At 56.6% G+C, this 17,260-nt stretch carries 20 protein-coding genes; 10 read left to right on the plus strand and 10 right to left on the minus strand.

Annotated features, from left to right (window positions below; translation table 11 throughout):
- The first annotated feature begins 111 nt into the window (after positions 1–111).
- Together smc and ABWV47_RS08630 are read left to right on the plus strand one after the other, a co-directional pair.
- A complete protein-coding gene (gene smc / locus ABWV47_RS08625) occupies positions 112–3,567 on the plus strand; it encodes a chromosome segregation protein SMC (RefSeq protein ID WP_353310766.1) in 3,456 nt (1,151 codons plus the stop codon).
- 135 nt (positions 3,568–3,702) lie between these two features.
- On the plus strand, positions 3,703–4,071 hold the full coding sequence (locus tag ABWV47_RS08630; RefSeq protein WP_353310768.1) for a hypothetical protein: 369 nt from the start codon (positions 3,703–3,705) through the stop codon (positions 4,069–4,071).
- Here ABWV47_RS08630 and ABWV47_RS08635 read toward each other — a convergent pair.
- The 5 genes from ABWV47_RS08635 to ABWV47_RS08655 all read right to left on the minus strand — a co-directional run bounded on the left by ABWV47_RS08635 (position 4,062) and on the right by ABWV47_RS08655 (position 8,641).
- Positions 4,062–4,457 carry a hypothetical protein gene (locus ABWV47_RS08635; RefSeq protein ID WP_353310770.1) on the minus strand — a complete coding sequence of 132 codons (396 nt, stop codon included), beginning with the start codon at positions 4,455–4,457 and terminating at the stop codon, positions 4,062–4,064. The genes ABWV47_RS08630 and ABWV47_RS08635 overlap by 10 nt on opposite strands.
- Complete coding sequence (locus ABWV47_RS08640; protein WP_353310772.1) at positions 4,454–5,626, minus strand: lytic murein transglycosylase; 1,173 nt, start codon at positions 5,624–5,626, stop codon at positions 4,454–4,456. Before ABWV47_RS08640 ends, ABWV47_RS08635 begins: the two co-directional genes overlap by 4 nt.
- A gap of 65 nt (positions 5,627–5,691) precedes the next feature.
- Positions 5,692–6,603, minus strand: a complete 912-nt coding sequence (cbiB, locus tag ABWV47_RS08645; RefSeq protein WP_353310774.1) for an adenosylcobinamide-phosphate synthase CbiB — start codon at positions 6,601–6,603, stop codon at positions 5,692–5,694.
- Entirely contained in the window at positions 6,600–7,559 is a 960-nt protein-coding gene (locus ABWV47_RS08650; RefSeq protein ID WP_353310776.1) for a threonine-phosphate decarboxylase, read from the minus strand. The genes cbiB and ABWV47_RS08650 overlap by 4 nt, the downstream gene beginning before the upstream one ends.
- Positions 7,560–7,651: 92 nt before the next feature.
- Entirely contained in the window at positions 7,652–8,641 is a 990-nt protein-coding gene (locus ABWV47_RS08655) for a glutathione S-transferase family protein (protein WP_353310778.1), read from the minus strand.
- Positions 8,642–8,874: 233 nt separating this feature from the next.
- On the opposite strand from ABWV47_RS08655, the gene ABWV47_RS08660 reads away from it, so the two are divergent.
- Together ABWV47_RS08660 and ABWV47_RS08665 are read left to right on the plus strand one after the other, a co-directional pair.
- Positions 8,875–9,228 carry a hypothetical protein gene (locus ABWV47_RS08660; protein WP_353310780.1) on the plus strand — a complete coding sequence of 118 codons (354 nt, stop codon included), beginning with the start codon at positions 8,875–8,877 and terminating at the stop codon, positions 9,226–9,228.
- Between the two features lie 339 nt (positions 9,229–9,567).
- Entirely contained in the window at positions 9,568–10,038 is a 471-nt protein-coding gene (locus ABWV47_RS08665) for a GNAT family N-acetyltransferase (protein WP_353310782.1), read from the plus strand.
- 6 nt (positions 10,039–10,044) lie between these two features.
- Here the strand turns inward: ABWV47_RS08665 and ABWV47_RS08670 are convergent, their stop codons facing one another.
- On the minus strand, positions 10,045–10,419 hold the full coding sequence (locus tag ABWV47_RS08670) for a hypothetical protein (RefSeq protein ID WP_353310784.1): 375 nt from the start codon (positions 10,417–10,419) through the stop codon (positions 10,045–10,047).
- Between the two features lie 150 nt (positions 10,420–10,569).
- Here ABWV47_RS08670 and ABWV47_RS08675 point away from each other — a divergent pair, with 150 nt between their 5' ends.
- Entirely contained in the window at positions 10,570–11,337 is a 768-nt protein-coding gene (locus ABWV47_RS08675) for a FadR/GntR family transcriptional regulator (protein ID WP_353310786.1), read from the plus strand.
- 11 nt (positions 11,338–11,348) lie between these two features.
- Here the strand turns inward: ABWV47_RS08675 and ABWV47_RS08680 are convergent, their stop codons facing one another.
- From ABWV47_RS08680 to ABWV47_RS08695, 4 genes are all read right to left on the minus strand, one after another.
- Complete coding sequence (locus tag ABWV47_RS08680) at positions 11,349–12,341, minus strand: calcium-binding protein (RefSeq protein WP_353310788.1); 993 nt, start codon at positions 12,339–12,341, stop codon at positions 11,349–11,351.
- 151 nt (positions 12,342–12,492) lie between these two features.
- A complete protein-coding gene (locus tag ABWV47_RS08685) occupies positions 12,493–12,810 on the minus strand; it encodes a DUF1244 domain-containing protein (RefSeq protein ID WP_353310790.1) in 318 nt (105 codons plus the stop codon).
- A 72-nt stretch (positions 12,811–12,882) separates the two neighbouring features.
- Positions 12,883–13,122 carry a DUF6868 family protein gene (locus tag ABWV47_RS08690; RefSeq protein ID WP_353310792.1) on the minus strand — a complete coding sequence of 80 codons (240 nt, stop codon included), beginning with the start codon at positions 13,120–13,122 and terminating at the stop codon, positions 12,883–12,885.
- A 105-nt stretch (positions 13,123–13,227) separates the two neighbouring features.
- Positions 13,228–13,971 carry an N-formylglutamate amidohydrolase gene (locus ABWV47_RS08695; protein ID WP_353310794.1) on the minus strand — a complete coding sequence of 248 codons (744 nt, stop codon included), beginning with the start codon at positions 13,969–13,971 and terminating at the stop codon, positions 13,228–13,230.
- Between the two features lie 182 nt (positions 13,972–14,153).
- Here ABWV47_RS08695 and pyk point away from each other — a divergent pair, with 182 nt between their 5' ends.
- The 5 genes from pyk (at position 14,154) to ABWV47_RS08720 (ending at position 17,103) form a co-directional block, all read left to right on the plus strand.
- Positions 14,154–15,599 (plus strand): pyruvate kinase, encoded by a 1,446-nt coding sequence (gene pyk, locus ABWV47_RS08700; protein ID WP_353310796.1) that lies wholly within the window; start codon positions 14,154–14,156, stop codon positions 15,597–15,599.
- A gap of 30 nt (positions 15,600–15,629) precedes the next feature.
- Positions 15,630–15,854: a hypothetical protein gene (locus tag ABWV47_RS08705; RefSeq protein WP_353310798.1), complete on the plus strand. Its 225-nt coding sequence runs from the start codon at positions 15,630–15,632 to the stop codon at positions 15,852–15,854.
- A 136-nt stretch (positions 15,855–15,990) separates the two neighbouring features.
- Positions 15,991–16,191, plus strand: coding sequence for a 50S ribosomal protein L35 (gene rpmI / locus ABWV47_RS08710; protein ID WP_010443552.1), 201 nt, complete (start codon positions 15,991–15,993; stop codon positions 16,189–16,191).
- 14 nt (positions 16,192–16,205) lie between these two features.
- Entirely contained in the window at positions 16,206–16,571 is a 366-nt protein-coding gene (gene rplT, locus ABWV47_RS08715; RefSeq protein ID WP_353310801.1) for a 50S ribosomal protein L20, read from the plus strand.
- Positions 16,572–16,722: 151 nt separating this feature from the next.
- Positions 16,723–17,103 carry a hypothetical protein gene (locus ABWV47_RS08720; RefSeq protein ID WP_353310803.1) on the plus strand — a complete coding sequence of 127 codons (381 nt, stop codon included), beginning with the start codon at positions 16,723–16,725 and terminating at the stop codon, positions 17,101–17,103.
- Positions 17,104–17,260 lie beyond the last annotated feature (157 nt).

The raw sequence follows: 17,260 nt of genomic DNA on the forward strand, positions 1-17,260 counted from the left end.
CTTGTGGATAACTTCGCCTATCAGCCTATATCCTGTGGTTTGTCGTTGACTCACCACAAGTCCTGTTTGCAGACTTCCTTCACCCTAAGGAATCACAGGACCGCCTAGAATTTGCGTTTCTCCAAAATCAGACTGACCGGCTTTAAGAGCTTTGTGGACCCTACCGATCTGATCATCGCTGATGGTCTGACCGGGGTTGTGGGGCCAAATGGTTGTGGCAAGTCAAACCTCCTGGAAGCGCTGCGGTGGGTGATGGGGGAAAACCGCCCAAAAGCCATGCGTGGTGGTGGCATGGAGGATGTGATCTTTGCCGGGGCTTCTACCAGACCAGCGCGCAATTTTGCAGAAGTGTCGCTTCAACTGGACAACTCCGAACGGCTTGCGCCGGCAGGTTTCAACGATGATGACGCGTTGGAAATCGTGCGCCGCATCACACGTGACGTAGGCAGCGCCTATAAGGTCAACAGCAAAGATGTGCGCGCACGCGATGTGCAAATGCTGTTTGCCGATGCCTCCACTGGAGCGCATTCTCCTGCGTTGGTGCGTCAGGGTCAGATTGCCGAGTTGATCAACGCCAAACCCAAGGCGCGGCGGCGTATCTTGGAAGAGGCCGCAGGTATTTCCGGACTGTATCAGCGCCGCCATGAGGCCGAGCTTAAGCTTAAGGGTGCGGAGACCAATCTGGCGCGGGTGGATGATGTCATTGAACAGCTGGCCAGCCAGCTAAGCCAATTGTCCCGTCAGGCCCGTCAGGCGGCACGTTACCGCGCCATCGGCGATGAGTTGCGGCAGGCCGAAGGTATGTTGCTGTACCGGCGTTGGCGTGAAGCGGATGATGCACGTGCCGCCACAGAGAGTGAGCTGCGCGACCGCACCACATTGGCGTCCCAAGCGGAAGTTGCAGCGCGTGCCGCGGCCAAAGAACGCATGGCCCGCGATGAGGTGCTGCCGGGCAAACGTGAAGAAGAGGCCATTGCCGCCGCCGTACTGCAGCGCCTTCAGGTGCAGCGCGACAGTTTGAACGATCAAGAGGCCCATGCGCTTCAGATCATCGAGACGCTGAAGAACCGCATCCTGCAGCTTGCCCGTGACATGGAGCGCGAGGCGGGGCTCAACCGCGACGCCGGTGACACCGTTGAGCGGTTGGAGTGGGAGCAGCGCGAACTGATCAAGGCAGGCGAAGGCCATGCCGAGAAACTTGAAGCCGCCAGCGACGACTCTCGGGAAGCTGCGAGTGTTCTGCAAGAGCACGAGGCGGGGTTGTCGCAGATGACCGAAGATGTTGCGCGGCTTGCGGCGCGGCACCAATCGGCGCAACGCCTTTTGGACGACAGTCATAAGACCCAAGCCAAAAGCGAGGCGGAGGCTGACAAGGCGCGCGCCGCAGTGGCGGCCTCTCAAGGCGCATTGAACCGCGCCGCCGAAGATTTGGAAGCGGCCCGCGAGGCCGAAGAAGAAGCGCTTGAGGCGGCGCAAGATGCTGAGGAACGTCTGGCCGAAGTGGAAGAAGATCGGGCGGAAACCCAAACACGTGAAGCGGATGCCCGCGCGGAACGCTCTGAAGCTGAGGGAGAACTAAACGCGCTGCGGGCGGAAACCACCGCCCTTGCAAAGCTGGTTGAGCGCGACACTGCCGAAGGTGGACAAATTCTGGATCGCCTGCAGGTGCAACAAGGGTTTGAAAAGGCGCTTGGGGCAGCTATGGCAGATGACCTGCGTGCCCCGGAAGTCGATGAAGACGGCCCCTCAGGCTGGTATGTGCTCGCACAATACGATGCGGTGCAGCCCCTGCCCGACGGGGTCACGTCGCTGGTGCAGCACGTTTCTGTGCCTGAGGTTCTAGAGCGCCGGATGAGCCAGATCGGATTGGTCGCGAGCGAAGACGCTTTGGGTTTGCAGCCGTTGCTAAAGCCGGGTCAACGGCTGGTGTCGATGGAGGGCGACCTTTGGCGTTGGGACGGGTATCGCGCTTGGGCTGAGGATGCGCCCAGCGCCGCCGCGCTGCGCCTCCAACAGCTCAACCGCCTTGAAGAGCTGAAGCAGGCCATGGCGCGGGCCACGGCCCGGGCGGATGGCGCCGTGGACGCACATGAAACACTGCAGGCGCGGTTGCGCGAGTTGTCCAACGTAGATCAGGCCGCCCGAGAAGCGCGCCGCGCGGCGGATCGTGCGGTGGCAGATGCCAACCGCGCGCTCAGCCGCGCCGAAGCAGATCGCAACTTGGCCGAAGGCAGGTTGGAAAGTCTTGGGTTGGCGGTGACACGCCACGAAGAAGAGGCCATGGCGGCGCGGCAGCAGCTCATAGAGGCAGAACGCGCCCTGTCTGATTTGGGCGATCTTGATGCGGCGCGCCAACAGGTCGAAGACATCAAGATGACCGTCGAGGGCGCGCGCATCATGATGATGACACGTCGTTCTGCCCATGACGAAGTGCGGCGCGAGGGCGAAGCACGCCTTAAGCGCTCCCAAGAAGTCACCAAAGAGATCAGCGGCTGGCGCCATCGATTGGACACGGCTGAGAAGCGGATGAATGAGCTTGCCGAGCGCAAAGAAGCCTCCGAGGAAGAGCTGATTGAAGCCGGTGCCGCGCCAGAAGAGATTGCCGAGAAACGCGAAGAACTGACCGACGCGATCGAGGCCGCTGAGGAGCGCCGCCGCACCGCGGCTGATGCGCTGGCAGAAGCAGAATCCGCCTTGCGCGAAGCGGAACATACTGAGCGAGACTGTGAGCGTCTGGCCAGCGAAGCGCGCGAGGCGCGGGCACGCTCAGAAGCGCGGGCCGACGCGGCGCGGGAGACCGTGGCCTATGCTGCGGAGCGCATCCGCGAGGAGCAAGAGGTTGCACCCGCAGAGTTGCTTGAGCGGCTCGAAGTTGATCCGGACAAGATGCCCGATGCCACCGCCGTTGAGGCGGATGTAAACCGGTTGAAACGCCAGCGAGACAGCTTGGGTGCGGTAAACCTTCGTGCCGAGGAAGACATCAAAGAAGTGCAAGAAGAGCACGACGCGCTGGTGAGTGAAAAGACCGATCTGGAAGAAGCCATTCGCACGCTCAGAAATGGAATTGCCAGCCTGAACAAAGAAGGCCGCGAACGTCTGTTGACCGCTTTTGAACAGGTGAACAGCAACTTTGCGCTGTTGTTCACCCATCTGTTTGGAGGCGGTGAGGCCAATCTGGTGCTTGTGGAAAGCGATGATCCTTTGGAGGCAGGCCTTGAGATTATGTGTCAGCCGCCGGGCAAGAAGCTGTCCACGCTGTCGCTGCTGTCAGGGGGTGAGCAGACGTTGACAGCTATGGCACTGATCTTTGCCGTGTTTTTGGCCAACCCTGCCCCGATCTGTGTGTTGGACGAGGTGGACGCACCGCTGGATGATGCCAACGTCACGCGGTTTTGCGACCTTTTGGATGAAATGTGCCGCCGCACAAACACACGGTTTTTGATCATCACCCACCATGCGGTGACGATGGCCCGGATGGATCGCCTGTTTGGGGTGACAATGGTCGAACAGGGCGTGAGCCAGCTTGTGTCCGTGGATCTGAAGGCGGCGGAGACTCTCGTCGCTTAAACGAGGTCAAAGGCCATCCTCTCTGTCTCATACTCGGTGTCTCTTCTACAGCTGCGTTGGAAAGCGAGCGAGCATCACCGCATTGTGACGCGCAGGGGGGCCGACCTCTGCCTAGGGTGGGTCAGGAGGTACGCAATGCGGACAATGATGATTTTGGGACTGGCCTGTCTGGCCTCCGGCGCAGCCGCGCAGGACTGGAAAACACAAAACGGAGATATGCCGTTTGAGGCGTCTGCGTTGTCTGAGCGGTTGTCTGGCCAGACCTTGGTGTTTTTTGACGACGGACGCTCGGTGTTTGAAAGCAATGGACAGTATCAGTACACCTACGGCGGCGGCGGCACATGGTACGGCCATTGGCAGGTGGCGGAGGACAGCGTGGTGTGTGTGACCTTTGTCACCGGGGTAGAGCGCTGCGACCGCATCGTGGAAAATGGTGGGCGTCTGGTGATGCAAACGGTCGATGGCATGCGCTTCCCGGTGCGCGAAATCGAGGCTCACTCGTAAGGCAAATCGTCCGCAGGCACGTCGATGTGATCCGGTGGCGGGGTCACGTGCAGTTGCCGTGCCGCGATCGTGGCGTGGCCGGCAACATAGGCTTTCACAACACGGTGCATCCCGTCCATCACACGCCCCTCGGCGCACAGCAGAATCGGATAGGCAAGATCGGCGGCATGAACAAGTTTTATGTGATCGCCCACCGCGCGGCAGGTCGCAGGCTGCAGGCTTTCATCAAACCAGTAGCTTTCATCCAGTTCACGGATGTCGCTCACATCAACCGTGATCACGGGAAGGGCCTCGGCGCTTTTTAAGAGTTTGCGCACATCCCAAATGTGCATGCGCCCGCCCACTTGGCGAAAGTGGTACTGCGGGCGCAGGTCATCTAAACTCACAGCGCGTTGAGAAGCTTTGGTGTCGGCCAGGCATCTGCAGGCAGGCCCAGACGTTTCTGTTCAGCCTGAACCGCCCGGCGGGTGAGTTTGCCCAAGATCCCATCCACTTTGCCGACATCATGTCCACGCGCTTTGAGCTTGGTTTGAAGCTGCTTCATCTGCGCACCAGACAGTCCCGCGTCCGGCTTACCCGCATTGTAACGTGTCGCGCCTTCCAGTCGGTTGGCGAAGTAGGCTGCGGTGGTGACATAGACGAAACTTTTGTTCCACTCAAAGTAGACGCTATAGTTTGGATAGGCGAGAAATGCCGGACCTTTGCGCCCTTGCGGCAGCAGCAAAGAGGCTGGCAGATTGGCGATGGATCCCTCACGTGGCTTTACGCCCATTTGCGCCCATTTGCGGGCGGGCAAGGTGGTGTCCAGTCCCGATTTGGACCAATCAAGGTTGGCCGGCACCGTGACTTCTTGCAGCCAAGGCTCGCCTGCACGCCAGCCAAGATGGTTGAGCATCTTGCCGCCAGACATCAGCGCGTCTTGAGCGGAGGTCTTGAGGCTGACTTTGCCATCACCATCACCATCCACGCCGTTTTCGATTATGTCGGCAGGCAACATTTGCACCATGCCGATTTCACCCGCCCAAGCCCCGGTGGTTTTGGTCGGGCTGAAATTGCCACGGTCATAAAGTTCGAGTGCCGCAAAGACTTGTGGACGGAACAGCTCTGGCCGTCGGCAATCATGCGCAAGCGTCACCAAAGAATTCAGGGTGTTAAAATCGCCCTGAAACGCGCCGTAGTCGGTCTCAAAGGCCCAGAAAGCCAAAAGCACGCCACGCGAAACCCCATATTGGCGCTCGATCTTGTCAAAGGTCGACGCATATTGCTGTGCCTTTTTGCGCCCTACATCGATGCGGTTCTGACTGATCAAGCGTTGCGAAAACTCCAAAAACGGCATTTGAAACACGCCTTGTGAGCGATCTGCCTTTATGGTCTTTGGGTCTTGGCGCACGTTCGCAAAAAATGCCTCGGTTGTGGATTTGTTGTAGCCTTTGGCAGCGGCTTCTTTCTTCAACCCACTTACGAAGCTGTTAAAAGACCCCCCGCATTGCGCAGCCGCGCTGGTGGCAGTGGCCGCTGAAAGAACAAGCGCGGCAAGCGTAGGCAATAAACGCATCGAAATACCCTCGTGGTCAAAATCTGCGCTCAGACATAGCCAGCGCAGACCCTCCCCGCAAGCGTCTAGAAGATCAGTGCAAACGCGATGCACACCACCAGTAGGGCCCCCCAAGCCATCCACAGCGCGCGACAACAGGCATCCACGTCGCTGGCCGACAACTGTTTTTGGCCCTGAGCATGCACAAAAGGAAAATCCTGCATCGTCCCGTCATAGGCCCGTGGACCGGCCAGCGCGACATTGAGCGCCCGTGCCATGGCGGCCTCTGGCCAACCTGCATTCGGCGAACGATGTAATTTGGCATCGCTGCGAACCGCACTCCAGTGACGGAGCCCATGATGGGTGAGCGCAATCAATGCTGCCGTGATCCGTGCCGGCACCCAATTCAAGACATCATCAAGCCGCGCGGCGGCCCAGCCGAACTCTCTGTGTCGGTCAGAACGATAGCCGATCATGCTGTCAGCGGTGTTCACCATTTTGTAAATCAAAAGTCCCGGAAGCCCCGCAATCAGAAACCAAAAGGCAGGTGCCACCACGCCATCACTGAGGTTTTCAGCGCCGGATTCAATGGCAGAGCGGGCCACAGCGCTTTGAGACATTTCCGCCGTGTCTCGACTGACAATCCGCGCCACCATGATCCGCCCTTCACCAACCGACAGACGCAACGCATTGCCCACGGCTTTCACGTGGTCCACCAACGAGCGTTGCGCCAACAAGACAGCAACGACCAGCAGCTGTGGCAGCCAGCCGAAGAGGCTGATCACTTTGCCAAGCATCCATGCGGCCAACACCAGCCCGACGATCACAATGATCCCTTTGGCTTTGCGATTGATGCCCTCGTTGTATTGCGTGTCAGCCCAATCTATTGCCCGCCCCATCAGCACAGCGGGGTGTGGCAATTTCTGCCAAAGCCAACGTGGCTCGCCGAGTGCGGCGTCCAACAAAAGCGCGCCGATCAAAATCCATGCAGTGCTCATAATGCGGCCTCCAGTTGCGCCCAGCGGTCTGGCGCGGGCAATCCCAATCTTAGGTAGGTTTTAGAATATGGAAAAATACGCGACCAGACATGGTTTTGCGCCAATCTTTGCTGCCATTGTGCGGCGTCATCCACATGATAGAGTCGAAACAGATCGGTTCCCCCCGCAATTTCAGCTCCTTTGACACGCATCATGGCATCTAAGCGTGCAGCGTCGTCGGCAAGCCGTCGGCGTGTGCTATCGGCCCAAACGTGGTCTTGCAACGCGGCAGTACCGAGGCTCAGCGCGGGACCTGAGACCGCCCAAGGGCCTATGAAGTCTGCCAAACGCGCAATCATCTCCGGATCACCAATCGCAAACCCAAGTCGAGCTCCAGCCAATCCCCAGAACTTCCCAAAACTCTTGAGCACGATGCGACCTTGTTTTGTGGCCTCCGCTATCAAGCTGTGTGTTGGACAGATGTCACAAAAACTCTCGTCGATCACTGTGAGCGGCGCTGTTAGGTCCGCAGCCGACCAAATTTGGCCAGTCGGATTGTTGGGATGTACCAGCACGCGCGCATCCGCGGCCTCACTTGTGAGGGTCCAGCCCTGCGCAACAAATGAGGCGGCATGTTCATTATATGTCGGCGTCGGGATCTCGACGCGTCCCGGGGCGACCAATGCGGGAATGCGCGCGATCAACGCAGATGCGCCGGGGGCGGCCAAAACAGCGGCGCCGTCTGGCACGTGCCAAAACGCGCGCGCCGCCGCGATCAATGCGGATTGCGCCCCTTTGTCAGGCAGTGCGGTCCAGGCATCTGGGGGCAAATCTATGAGCGGGTACGGCACCGGATTTATCCCGGTCGACAAGTCCAACCAGTGAGCGCGTGTCCCACCCCAGGTGGCGATTGCCGCATCAAGGCCACCGCCGTGATCGCGCGGCGCTTGGGGGGATATGCGTGTTTGCTGACTCATTGCGCCTTGCTCCCATCGTGCAAAGCGCGCCTAGCGCATCTTCTTGGCCCTGCGCAAGGTCTCTGACCTGCGCAGGTTAGAATTTGCCGAGATCAGGCTGCGGCAAGCCGCTCACGTCCGTGAGGTGCAAGGTAGTCAATCACGGGATTTACCGGGACGATCCGATGCGGATTGATGCCCTCATGGCTGCGGTGATAATGGCCGACGATATGGGCCATATTCACCGTCCCTGCCACACCAGCCACCTGATAGAGCTCACGGGTGTAGGCCCAGAGGTTGGGGAAATCGACAATACGGTTGCGATTGCATTTGAAATGCAAATGATAAACCGGATCAAATCTGATGAGTGTGGTGAACAGCCGCCAATCCGCCTCCGTCAAGGTGTTGCCCATCAGATATCGATTTTGCGACAACCGCGCCTCTAGCCAATCAAGCGTTTCAAACAATGGATGTACTGCTGCATCGTAGGCTTGCTGTGAGGTGGCAAAACCACATTTATAGACACCGTTGTTAAAGGTATCGTAGATGCGCTGATTGACTTCTTCGATCGCGTCACGCTCCGCCTCAGGCCAAAAATCAAGCGTATTGCCAGTGATCCCATCAAAGGCGCTGTTGAACATGCGGATGATCTCAGAGCTTTCATTGTTCACAATGGTTTCGCTTTTCTTGTCCCACAAAATTGGAACCGTCACGCGGCCAGAATAGTCCGCGTCCGCTTTGGTGTAGAGGCTGTGCGCGAACGGCAGACCGTAGAGCGTATCTCCGGTTGCACCGTCCGCATCCGTCTCAAAGGTCCACCCATCGCTCAGCATGTCCGGATGCACAGCAGACACTGTGATGTGCTCTTCCAGGCCTTTTAGCGCGCGAAATATCAGAGTTCGGTGGGCCCAAGGGCAGGCGTAGGACACATACAGATGATAGCGTCCGCTTTCGGCGGCAAACCCACCTGTTCCACTTGCGCCCGGGAGACCATCCGCGGTGATCCAATTGCGAAACTGAGACTGAGAGCGCACAAATTTGCCACCTGTCGATTTGGTGTCATACCATTGGTCGGTCCACTTTCCGTCAACAAGTAAGCCCATAGTCTCATCCTTTCATGGCGCAGAAGTACTGCCTTGGGCAGAAACTTACCCATCAACTGGTGTTGCGAAAACGGCCATATGCGCGCTGTCATTGCGCGTTGATGCACAGAACTCCAGCCGCTGTTTTAGCTGCTTTACCTGTGAATGCCTCACATCCAACGCCGCCTTTACCGAATCTTCGCTTGACCCGTGTCACCATGTTGGAAATCATCACACGGCTGACGGAGAATCCCATGACCACATTTTTTTCTGCTGAGGTGCAGGCCGGTATCGATGCTGCACGCAAGAAAGCCCAAAAGCAACGTCACCGCTTGCGAGTCGAAGCGGATGGGCAAAGCGTGCGTGTTGTGCGGTTTTTAGACGATGGCTTCACACTCGACGCTGAAACCGCGCCGCAGTTGCGGGGATTGGTGGATCTCTATGACGGAAGCAAACATCTGTATCAGTGTCTGGTCATTGCTACCGACGCAGAAGATGGTGAAATGCACTACGAGTTTAAACGGTTCACCCCTGCCAGCGATCAACCACCTGTGGACTTTTTTCGAGGTGACGTGACCCCAGCCGGTCTGTTGGAGCGCCCCAGCTAAACCAAGCGTCATCAACGCGCGCCCGATGTCCTGAGAGACAGCGCTCTCTTAAGCGTCCGTGTTCTCCAGCGTCCATGTTCTCCCGGAGTTGCGCTGTCCCGATTGGTTCCGCGCGCACTGCGCTGCGCGATCAAAGCGCCGGACTGCGGCCTAAAGGGCGGAACCGCAGACGCTCAGCATCTCTGCAAACGAACCCGCGTCTCAGGGCTCATTTTCTAGGCGACAGGTGTCACAAACAAAGCGTGTCGGGCGCATTTTGTCGCTCTGTCGGGATCGCCAACTGGACAGTATCGCCAAGCGGTGCCACACCTGCCCAAATAGGGCCAGAGGAAGCGGTACATGACACAGAGTGCAGGAACATTGGAAGTTGTTGACGGGGACCCACGCGACCCACAGGCCACGGCGCTGCTGCAGGCCAGTCACGCCTTGATGCAAACACTGTTCTCAAAGGAAGAAAACCACTTCCTCTCAATCGACGAACTTTGCACACCCGCCATTCAGTTTTTTGTCGCTCGCGAAGGCGGGCAAACTCTCGGGTGTGTCGCGCTGGCAGACAAGGGAGGCTATGGTGAGATCAAATCCATGTTTGTCGCCCCAGAAGCACGAGGCAAAGGCGTTGCACACAAACTTATGCAGAAACTCGACGCCGCTGCACGCAACGCGGGCCTGACCTCCCTCAAACTGGAAACTGGCGATAAATTGTCAGAGGCACATGCACTCTACCGCGCGCATGGCTTTGCCGACTGTGGCCCCTTTGGCAGCTATGAAGCCAACAGCTCTTCGTTGTTTATGTACAAAGATCTCACCTAGTCCCTCTCAATCGCATTCCGCCTCTAAATAGCCGGTAACCGCACCTGCGGGCACAAACACATCAACCACTTCACATGAAGGTGTCCGCAGGGCCAAGGCGTGGGGCTGTTGCGCTTGATCACAATGCAGAATGCCCAGCACCTGTGCCGCATCACCCCGCAGTTCGATCACGTCACATCCCGTGACCGCCCGCAATGCTGTTTCTGCGTGTGGGGCAATGCTCATAAGATTTGGAGCAAATTGCGTGTTCAGACGTGTGGCTTCCGCTAGGCGCCCTTTGTGGCGCACTGCAAAAACTGTGCCCTCCACCTGAACGCGGGTTGCAGGGACGTCCTGAAAATAGGGCGACGGCGCTGCGCAGCCCAGCGCAAAAACGGGCATAACACACAAAAAACATAACACTCGCATACGCTTAGGTATGCCCGATCTGAGTTAATGATCCGTTAATCCTTACTGCGACGCAGCCCGGCCCTTGCCCTCATGCCAAGCACGTGGTCAAATTACCTGACCAGTTAGAAGGGAACAACAAACATGCCGTTTCAAAAGGTTCAGCCGGAAAAGCTTTCAACCTCGGTGGTGCGGCAGATCGAACTTCTCATTTTGCGTGGAATTTTACGGCCCGGAGAAAGACTGCCAGCGGAACGCGAGTTAAGCGACCGCTTGGGCGTGTCACGACCCAGTCTGCGCGAAGCCATTGCAAGCTTGCAAGACAAAGGGCTTCTCACTTCGAAAGCCGGCGCAGGGATTTTTGTGGCAGATGTGCTGGGAAGCGCTTTTTCAGAATCGTTGGTGCAACTCTTTTCTGCGCATGACGAAGCGGTGTTTGACTACATTGCATTTCGCAGAGACATGGAGGGCTTGGCAGCGGAACGGGCGGCCACTTTGGCCTCAGACACGGACTTGCAGGTCATTCAGGCGGTATTTGAAAAGATGGAAGCGGCGCATCCAAAGCGCAATCCAACTGATGAGGCACAGCTGGATGCAGATTTTCATCTGGCGATTATTGAAGCGAGTCACAACGTGATCATGCTGCATATGATGCGATCTATGTATCAGCTCCTGCGCGAAGGCGTGTTTTACAACCGCATGATCATGTTCAAACAGCGCACCACACGGGGCGAATTGCTCGAACAGCATCGCGCCATCAACAGTGCCTTACAAGCGCGCGATGCAGAGGCGGCGCGCATGGCTGTGGTTGCGCATTTGGACTACGTCGAAACTGCACTGACCAATTACAAGAAATCGACCCAGAACGAAGCGATTGCAAAACAGCGATATGAGCATGAGCTCAACCGCTGATGTGGGTCAGCTTAGGCGGCGTAATCCAGTTGAACATTCAATTGCGCCACATCCGCTTCGGTCATGTTGTGCAAAATTGCGGCAGGTTCCTGCTCCAGTGTCACCACGTTGCCGTCCACGGTGTGTGACCCGGACAAGAGGATGGTCGCCGTACCAGTGGAGGCATCAAAAGACGCTTCCCATTCCATCACCGCATCGTCACCAAAATCACTGGCGGAGAACGTAATGACCTCGGTGGCAGCATCCAGGTCGGTGATCACAACAGCGGAGCGGTCTTCGCCAAATTCGAAGACGGCCTCAAAACTGTCGACACCTTCGCCACCTTCCATAGTATCACCGTTGTCGCCGACAAGAACATCGGCACCAAACCCACCATGCAGAACGTCAGCGGACTCATCGAGCATGTCAGGGTGTACGCCCATAACCGTGTCATCGCCTAAACCGCCTAGCAACGTGTCACTGCCGTCGTAGTCCCGCAGGAAGTCGTTTGCACCGCCGCCGCGCACAAGGTCATCTCCACCTTCCGAAAATCCCAAGTTGCCAGCGCCTACGGCATCATAGATGTCGTTGTTGTCGCCCAATGCAATCGTGTCATTGCCTTCACCGCCGGTGACGGCATCTTCACCCGCACCGCCGAGAATGTAGTCCGCGCCAGCGCCACCGCTCAGGGCGTCACCACTAGCGCCGCCCAAAATCGTATCATTGCCAGCGCCGCCATCCAGCCAATCCGCGCCGTTCCCACCGCGCAGTTCGTCATGTCCCGCGCCCCCTAAGACCGTGTCCGAAGCGTCACCACCAGCAAAAGCATCATCCCCATCGGTCAGTGCCAGGAGCCCATCAGCAGACGTGAAATCGTCTTGGCTGGGCATAAATTCTCTTTCGGTGACGGTGTCCTCCTCATCAGCCCCGGTGTCGTGGGCATCTGATGGATCGTCATAGCTGTTTATCACGTCAGCCAACATGCCGACTCCAAAAACTGCGGTAATAGCCAATATCGCCAGCATCACTGGACCTCACTTAAGAAGTAACTCTTTGTTAACGAATATCGAACAATCAGGGCGGGAATGGGGCGGTTGCATGCCGGTTTTTGGCCGATAGGGCATAAAAAAGAGGCCCGTACGGACCTCTTCAAACCTTGCAAGATAGGGCGCGGCCTTAGGTTTTGTCGCCACCTACGTTTTCCGAAAATGCCTTTTCAAACTCTTTTTTGGTCTCTGTGCTGGCGTCAGTTTGGTGGTTCGCTTTCCACTCTGACATGGGCATGCCGTAAAAGATTTCGCGTGCTTCATCTTTGTTCATTTCGATGCCGCGTTCATTTGCGGCCTCTTGATACCATCTGGAAAGACAGTTTCGACAAAACCCAGCCAAGTTCATCATGTCGATGTTCTGTACATCGGTACGCTTGCCCATCAGGTGTTCGCGCAACGTTCGAAATGCAGCAGCTTCCAGTTCAATTTGGGTTTGCTTGTCCATGACATATCCCTTCGGGCGCGACTGTTAAGGTAAACCTAGGCGTAGCAATCCGCGCCCGTAGTGGCAAGCGTATCAGAGCAGCGTCAACGCAACCCAAGGCACAAGCGCGAAGACAAAGATCAAAAGTTTGTACGTGCCAAGCCACTGAAAATAGAGTGGGGCCAAAGCCGCCTGTTCCACGCCGGTGATGCGGGCGTGCACCTTCGTAATCCAACCACGCAGGCCAAAAATCATAAGCGTCGCAAACAGAAGCACACCGATGTGGATGACGGCCATCCAACCAAAGAAGGCAGTTAAGGTTGTTAGGGTCATGATTAGCCTCCTTTCAAGCTGATCATTTTGTTCAAGAGATATATGGGTATTTGCCCCCCGAGCCGCAAGAACAAGGGGGGAAGAATTGCTGCCAAAGATGGGGTTTTAGAGGCCACTTTCCGCCAAGGTTTTTTCCAATATCGGAGCCAGTCGCCCGGCCCATGCCATTTGGCTTTGCGGCGTATCGATTTCGTCATGTCGCAACTCAATCAACGCATTCAAGCGCCCCGGTCGCAAAGCGTGTTGGTCGATGCTGTCACCGTGTAACTCGCCGTTGTATGGTTCATTGTCGCCAACATTAAGATCTGGTTCCTGCTCCAATTGCGCGATCAGGGCTCGACCAAAACGATCCCCCGAGGGGGCATGCAAAACACCGATTTCCCAAGGGCGTGGCGCGCGGCCCTTAAGTTTCGGAGAAAAGCTGTGCATCGCGATCACAACAACGTCTTTTCGTGCGGCCGCCAAACGTTCCAACGCGTCATGGTAAGGTTGATAGTGAGTTTCCACGCGGCGCTGAATTTCAATCTCGTCAACGTACCGGTTTGCGGGGATGATCGTACCATCGTAGAGACGCATGACCAAAGTCGGATCATCTAATCCTCGGTTCGGATCAATACACAAACGTGACCAGTTTGCGCAGATCACCGGCGCATCTAGCAATTCACCGAGCCTGAGTGATGTCCCGAGCGCGCCAACGTCATAAGCGATGTGACGCTGCATATCTTCGGTTGGCAGACCAAGATCGCCCCCCGCGATGTCTTCGGGTACAAAGTTTGAAGCATGATCACATGTGATCAGCCAACGAGCGGGCCTGTCGGCACCATAGATGGAAAAGGGAATATATGTCATGGACCTGTCATTGCTTTGTGGTCAGACTTAGAGCAACTCTGGTAGAAAGGGAATTCAGAGGATAGGTTCATCTTGCATTTGTTAGCGTTAACAGGTAGCGCAGACGGCAAGACGCGCCCTAACGGAAAGCCATTCTGGCATTTCACTTGGGCAAGATGGGCAAAGCCGAAGAAAGACGGATCATGAGACGACTGAGAAACGTAAAAATCGTAGCCACGCTGGGACCAGCTTCCGAAACTTACGACATGATCCGGGCGTTACACGAAGCCGGTGCGGACGTGTTTCGTTTGAATATGAGCCACGGAAGCCACGAAGAAATCCGTGAAAAGCACCGGATCATTCGTCAGGTAGAAAAAGACCTGCAAAGCCCGATCGCCATTCTCGCAGACCTGCAAGGCCCCAAACTGCGCGTCGGTGTGTTTGCCAATGGCGAAGAAGAGCTTGTTGAAGGCGCGAAATTCCGCCTTGATCTGGATGCGACCGAAGGCGACATCAACCGGGTGTGCCTCCCGCACCCCGAGATTTTTGCGGCGCTAAAGGCAGGTGCAAACCTGCTGGTGAACGACGGCAAAATCCGCTTGCAGGTCGAAGACTGTGGCGAAGACTTTGCCAACTGTGTGGTGACCATTGGAGGCACCATCTCCAATCGTAAAGGCGTGAACGTTCCCGATGTGGTGCTGCCTTTGGCCGCGCTGTCAGACAAAGACCGCGACGATCTTGAATTTGTTTGTGGACTTGGTGTGGATTGGCTGGCGCTGTCCTTTGTACAACGCCCCGAAGATGTTCAAGAAGCCCGCGACCTGGCACAGGGCCGCGCTGCGCTTATCTCTAAAATTGAAAAGCCGGCTGCGGTTGAAGCCTTTGATGACATTCTCGCCGTGTCTGATGGCATTATGGTTGCACGGGGCGATCTGGGTGTTGAACTGCCTGTTAGTGCGGTACCGCCAATTCAGAAACGCTTGGTGCGCAAATGTCGCAACGTGGCCAAACCGGTTATCGTGGCGACGCAGATGCTGGAAAGCATGATCGAAAGCCCAATGCCAACCCGCGCCGAAGTCAGCGACGTGGCCACCGCGATTTATGAAGGCTCGGATGCAATCATGCTGTCCGCAGAGTCTGCGGCAGGCAGCTACCCCATCGAAGCTGTCAGCACGATGAACAATGTGGCAATCGAGGTGGAAAGCGATCCGACTTATCGCGAAATCATCGAAGCCAGCCGCAGCGCACCACGCTCAGGTATCGCAGACGGTATTGTTGCTGCTGCCCGTGAAATTGCGGAGACTACGCAGGTTGCAGCCATCTGTTGCTTTAGCCAGTCCGGCACCACAGCGTTGTTGATTGCGCGTGAACGGCCGCGAGTCCCGATCATTGCAATGACCAGCTTGCGCGGCACCGCGCGGCGCTTGGCGCTGAGCTGGGGCACCAATTGTGTGATGACTTCCAATGTGTCCCGATTCAAAATGGCCGTTGTGGCATCGGCGCGCGCAGCGCGCGATTTGGGCTATGCGGAAGAAAGCGATCAGATCGTTGTCACAGCAGGTTTGCCATTCAACGTGCCTGGTACGACCAACATTCTCCGAGTGTCCCCGTGTGACGAGCGTTTGATTTTCAACCTCGAGTCGGAGTAGCGTCAGCACCGGGGCAATCCGGAAGGCAGTATGACCACAGACTATCTGATTACGATCGGGCTCGTTGTTGGGCTCTTTTCGATCCCGGCCATGCTTGCTGCATACGCAGACAACCGCTTCCCCCGTGCGCCGATGGCTGCTTTTGTGCTGTCGGCGGCGGTGATCTCCGTGGCGATCATGCTTAACCCGACGCGCTATAGCGTTGGGGAATTGCCCAATGTTGTGGTTCGGGTGATTGCAGACATAATTCACTAAGACAGCATGCAGTTTTTGACCAAATAGGCCTTGCGTGCAAGATCATTGCGATCTATACGGCGCCTCTATTCGCGCGACCGGCTATATGGCATGCCGAGTCGCGTTTGTCACCGACCGAATACTAAAGGAGACGGAAATGCCTAAGATGAAGACCAAGTCGAGCGCCAAAAAGCGCTTTAAGGTCACTGCCACAGGCAAAGTACTGGCTGGCCAAGCTGGTAAACGCCACGGCATGATCAAACGCACCAAAAAATTCATTCGTGACGCCCGTGGCAACACGACCTTGTCAGCCCCAGACGCTAAGATCGTCAAGGGCTACATGCCTTACGACCGCTAAGAGGAGATTGAGATATGTCCCGCGTTAAAGGTGGTACCGTAACCCACGCCCGTCACAAGAAGATCATCAAAGCCGCAAAAGGTTATTATGGTCGTCGCAAAAATACCTTCAAGGTAGCGTCGCAGGCCGTCGATAAGGCGAACCAGTACGCAACACGCGACCGTAAGAATCGTAAGCGTAATTTCCGCGCACTCTGGATTCAGCGTATCAACGCTGCTGTGCGCGCGCACGACGAAGCTCTGACATACAGCCGCTTCATCAACGGCCTGACATTGGCCGGCATCGAAGTGGACCGTAAGGTTCTGGCCGATCTGGCAGTGCATGAACCAGCCGCGTTCACCGCGATTGTGGATCAGGCGAAAGAAGCGCTGGCTGCCTAAGCCAAGCTCTTTTCAAAGTTTAGAAGCCCGGGGCATCGCTCCGGGCTTTTGCGTTTGGAACGGATGTCCCACCGTCACTCGCAAAAGCAGAGCTATATTAACATTTTGCACGGTATGCAAAAGCGAACACATGACACCTAAGGGACCACTCATGAAATACATTATGCTTACCGTTGCTGCTGTTGCCCTCTCCGCCTGTGGCGATGCCATGACTTACCCCGCCGCCATTGAAAAACAAACAGAAGCTGCTGCAACGGCCGCGACGCCTGTTGATCAGATCCAACTGACGTCTTCAAACAACCTGAACAACGGTCAGTTTGAGATACTTGGTCCCGTCAAGGGAACCGTCGGCAAAGTCACAGCCTTCCACCCAACACCAACCGTGGCACAGGCCGAGCAGAAATTGCGCATCGAAGCGGCTGAATTGGGTGCCGATGGCGTGATCAACGCAAAAATCAGCGATGTGACCATTTGCGCGCTCAGCTGGGGCTGTCGCACCCTTTCTGGCACTGCTGTAAAGTTCCCACGCTAACACCTGTCGCAAAAAAGGACTCGAAGCGCCCGCTTCGTGTCCTCTTTTTGCCGCGTTGCTGCACAACAATGCCACAGGGATTTCCAAACACTTGGCGCCGATGCCAATGGGTTTTGCATCCCAGTGAGTTGTTTACGAGCAAACAGGGCGGAAAATC

This window comes from Shimia sp. NS0008-38b, assembly GCF_040370365.1.
Taxonomy (GTDB): Bacteria; Pseudomonadota; Alphaproteobacteria; order Rhodobacterales; family Rhodobacteraceae; genus Shimia.

What these genes read in the sequence shown, in the direction of transcription:
- ABWV47_RS08630 (WP_353310768.1), top strand. Translation starts at nt 3,703, where the DNA reads ATGCGGACAATGATGATTTTGGGACTGGCCTGTCTGGCCTCCGGCGCA.
- ABWV47_RS08640 (WP_353310772.1), bottom strand. Translation starts at nt 5,626, where the DNA reads ATGCGTTTATTGCCTACGCTTGCCGCGCTTGTTCTTTCAGCGGCCACT.
- cbiB (WP_353310774.1), bottom strand. Translation starts at nt 6,603, where the DNA reads ATGAGCACTGCATGGATTTTGATCGGCGCGCTTTTGTTGGACGCCGCA.
- ABWV47_RS08650 (WP_353310776.1), bottom strand. Translation starts at nt 7,559, where the DNA reads ATGAGTCAGCAAACACGCATATCCCCCCAAGCGCCGCGCGATCACGGC.
- ABWV47_RS08655 (WP_353310778.1), bottom strand. Translation starts at nt 8,641, where the DNA reads ATGGGCTTACTTGTTGACGGAAAGTGGACCGACCAATGGTATGACACC.
- ABWV47_RS08660 (WP_353310780.1), top strand. Translation starts at nt 8,875, where the DNA reads ATGACCACATTTTTTTCTGCTGAGGTGCAGGCCGGTATCGATGCTGCA.
- ABWV47_RS08665 (WP_353310782.1), top strand. Translation starts at nt 9,568, where the DNA reads ATGACACAGAGTGCAGGAACATTGGAAGTTGTTGACGGGGACCCACGC.
- ABWV47_RS08670 (WP_353310784.1), bottom strand. Translation starts at nt 10,419, where the DNA reads ATGCCCGTTTTTGCGCTGGGCTGCGCAGCGCCGTCGCCCTATTTTCAG.
- ABWV47_RS08675 (WP_353310786.1), top strand. Translation starts at nt 10,570, where the DNA reads ATGCCGTTTCAAAAGGTTCAGCCGGAAAAGCTTTCAACCTCGGTGGTG.
- ABWV47_RS08680 (WP_353310788.1), bottom strand. Translation starts at nt 12,341, where the DNA reads ATGCTGGCGATATTGGCTATTACCGCAGTTTTTGGAGTCGGCATGTTG.
- ABWV47_RS08685 (WP_353310790.1), bottom strand. Translation starts at nt 12,810, where the DNA reads ATGGACAAGCAAACCCAAATTGAACTGGAAGCTGCTGCATTTCGAACG.
- ABWV47_RS08690 (WP_353310792.1), bottom strand. Translation starts at nt 13,122, where the DNA reads ATGACCCTAACAACCTTAACTGCCTTCTTTGGTTGGATGGCCGTCATC.
- ABWV47_RS08695 (WP_353310794.1), bottom strand. Translation starts at nt 13,971, where the DNA reads ATGACATATATTCCCTTTTCCATCTATGGTGCCGACAGGCCCGCTCGT.
- pyk (WP_353310796.1), top strand. Translation starts at nt 14,154, where the DNA reads ATGAGACGACTGAGAAACGTAAAAATCGTAGCCACGCTGGGACCAGCT.
- ABWV47_RS08705 (WP_353310798.1), top strand. Translation starts at nt 15,630, where the DNA reads ATGACCACAGACTATCTGATTACGATCGGGCTCGTTGTTGGGCTCTTT.
- rpmI (WP_010443552.1), top strand. Translation starts at nt 15,991, where the DNA reads ATGCCTAAGATGAAGACCAAGTCGAGCGCCAAAAAGCGCTTTAAGGTC.
- rplT (WP_353310801.1), top strand. Translation starts at nt 16,206, where the DNA reads ATGTCCCGCGTTAAAGGTGGTACCGTAACCCACGCCCGTCACAAGAAG.
- ABWV47_RS08720 (WP_353310803.1), top strand. Translation starts at nt 16,723, where the DNA reads ATGAAATACATTATGCTTACCGTTGCTGCTGTTGCCCTCTCCGCCTGT.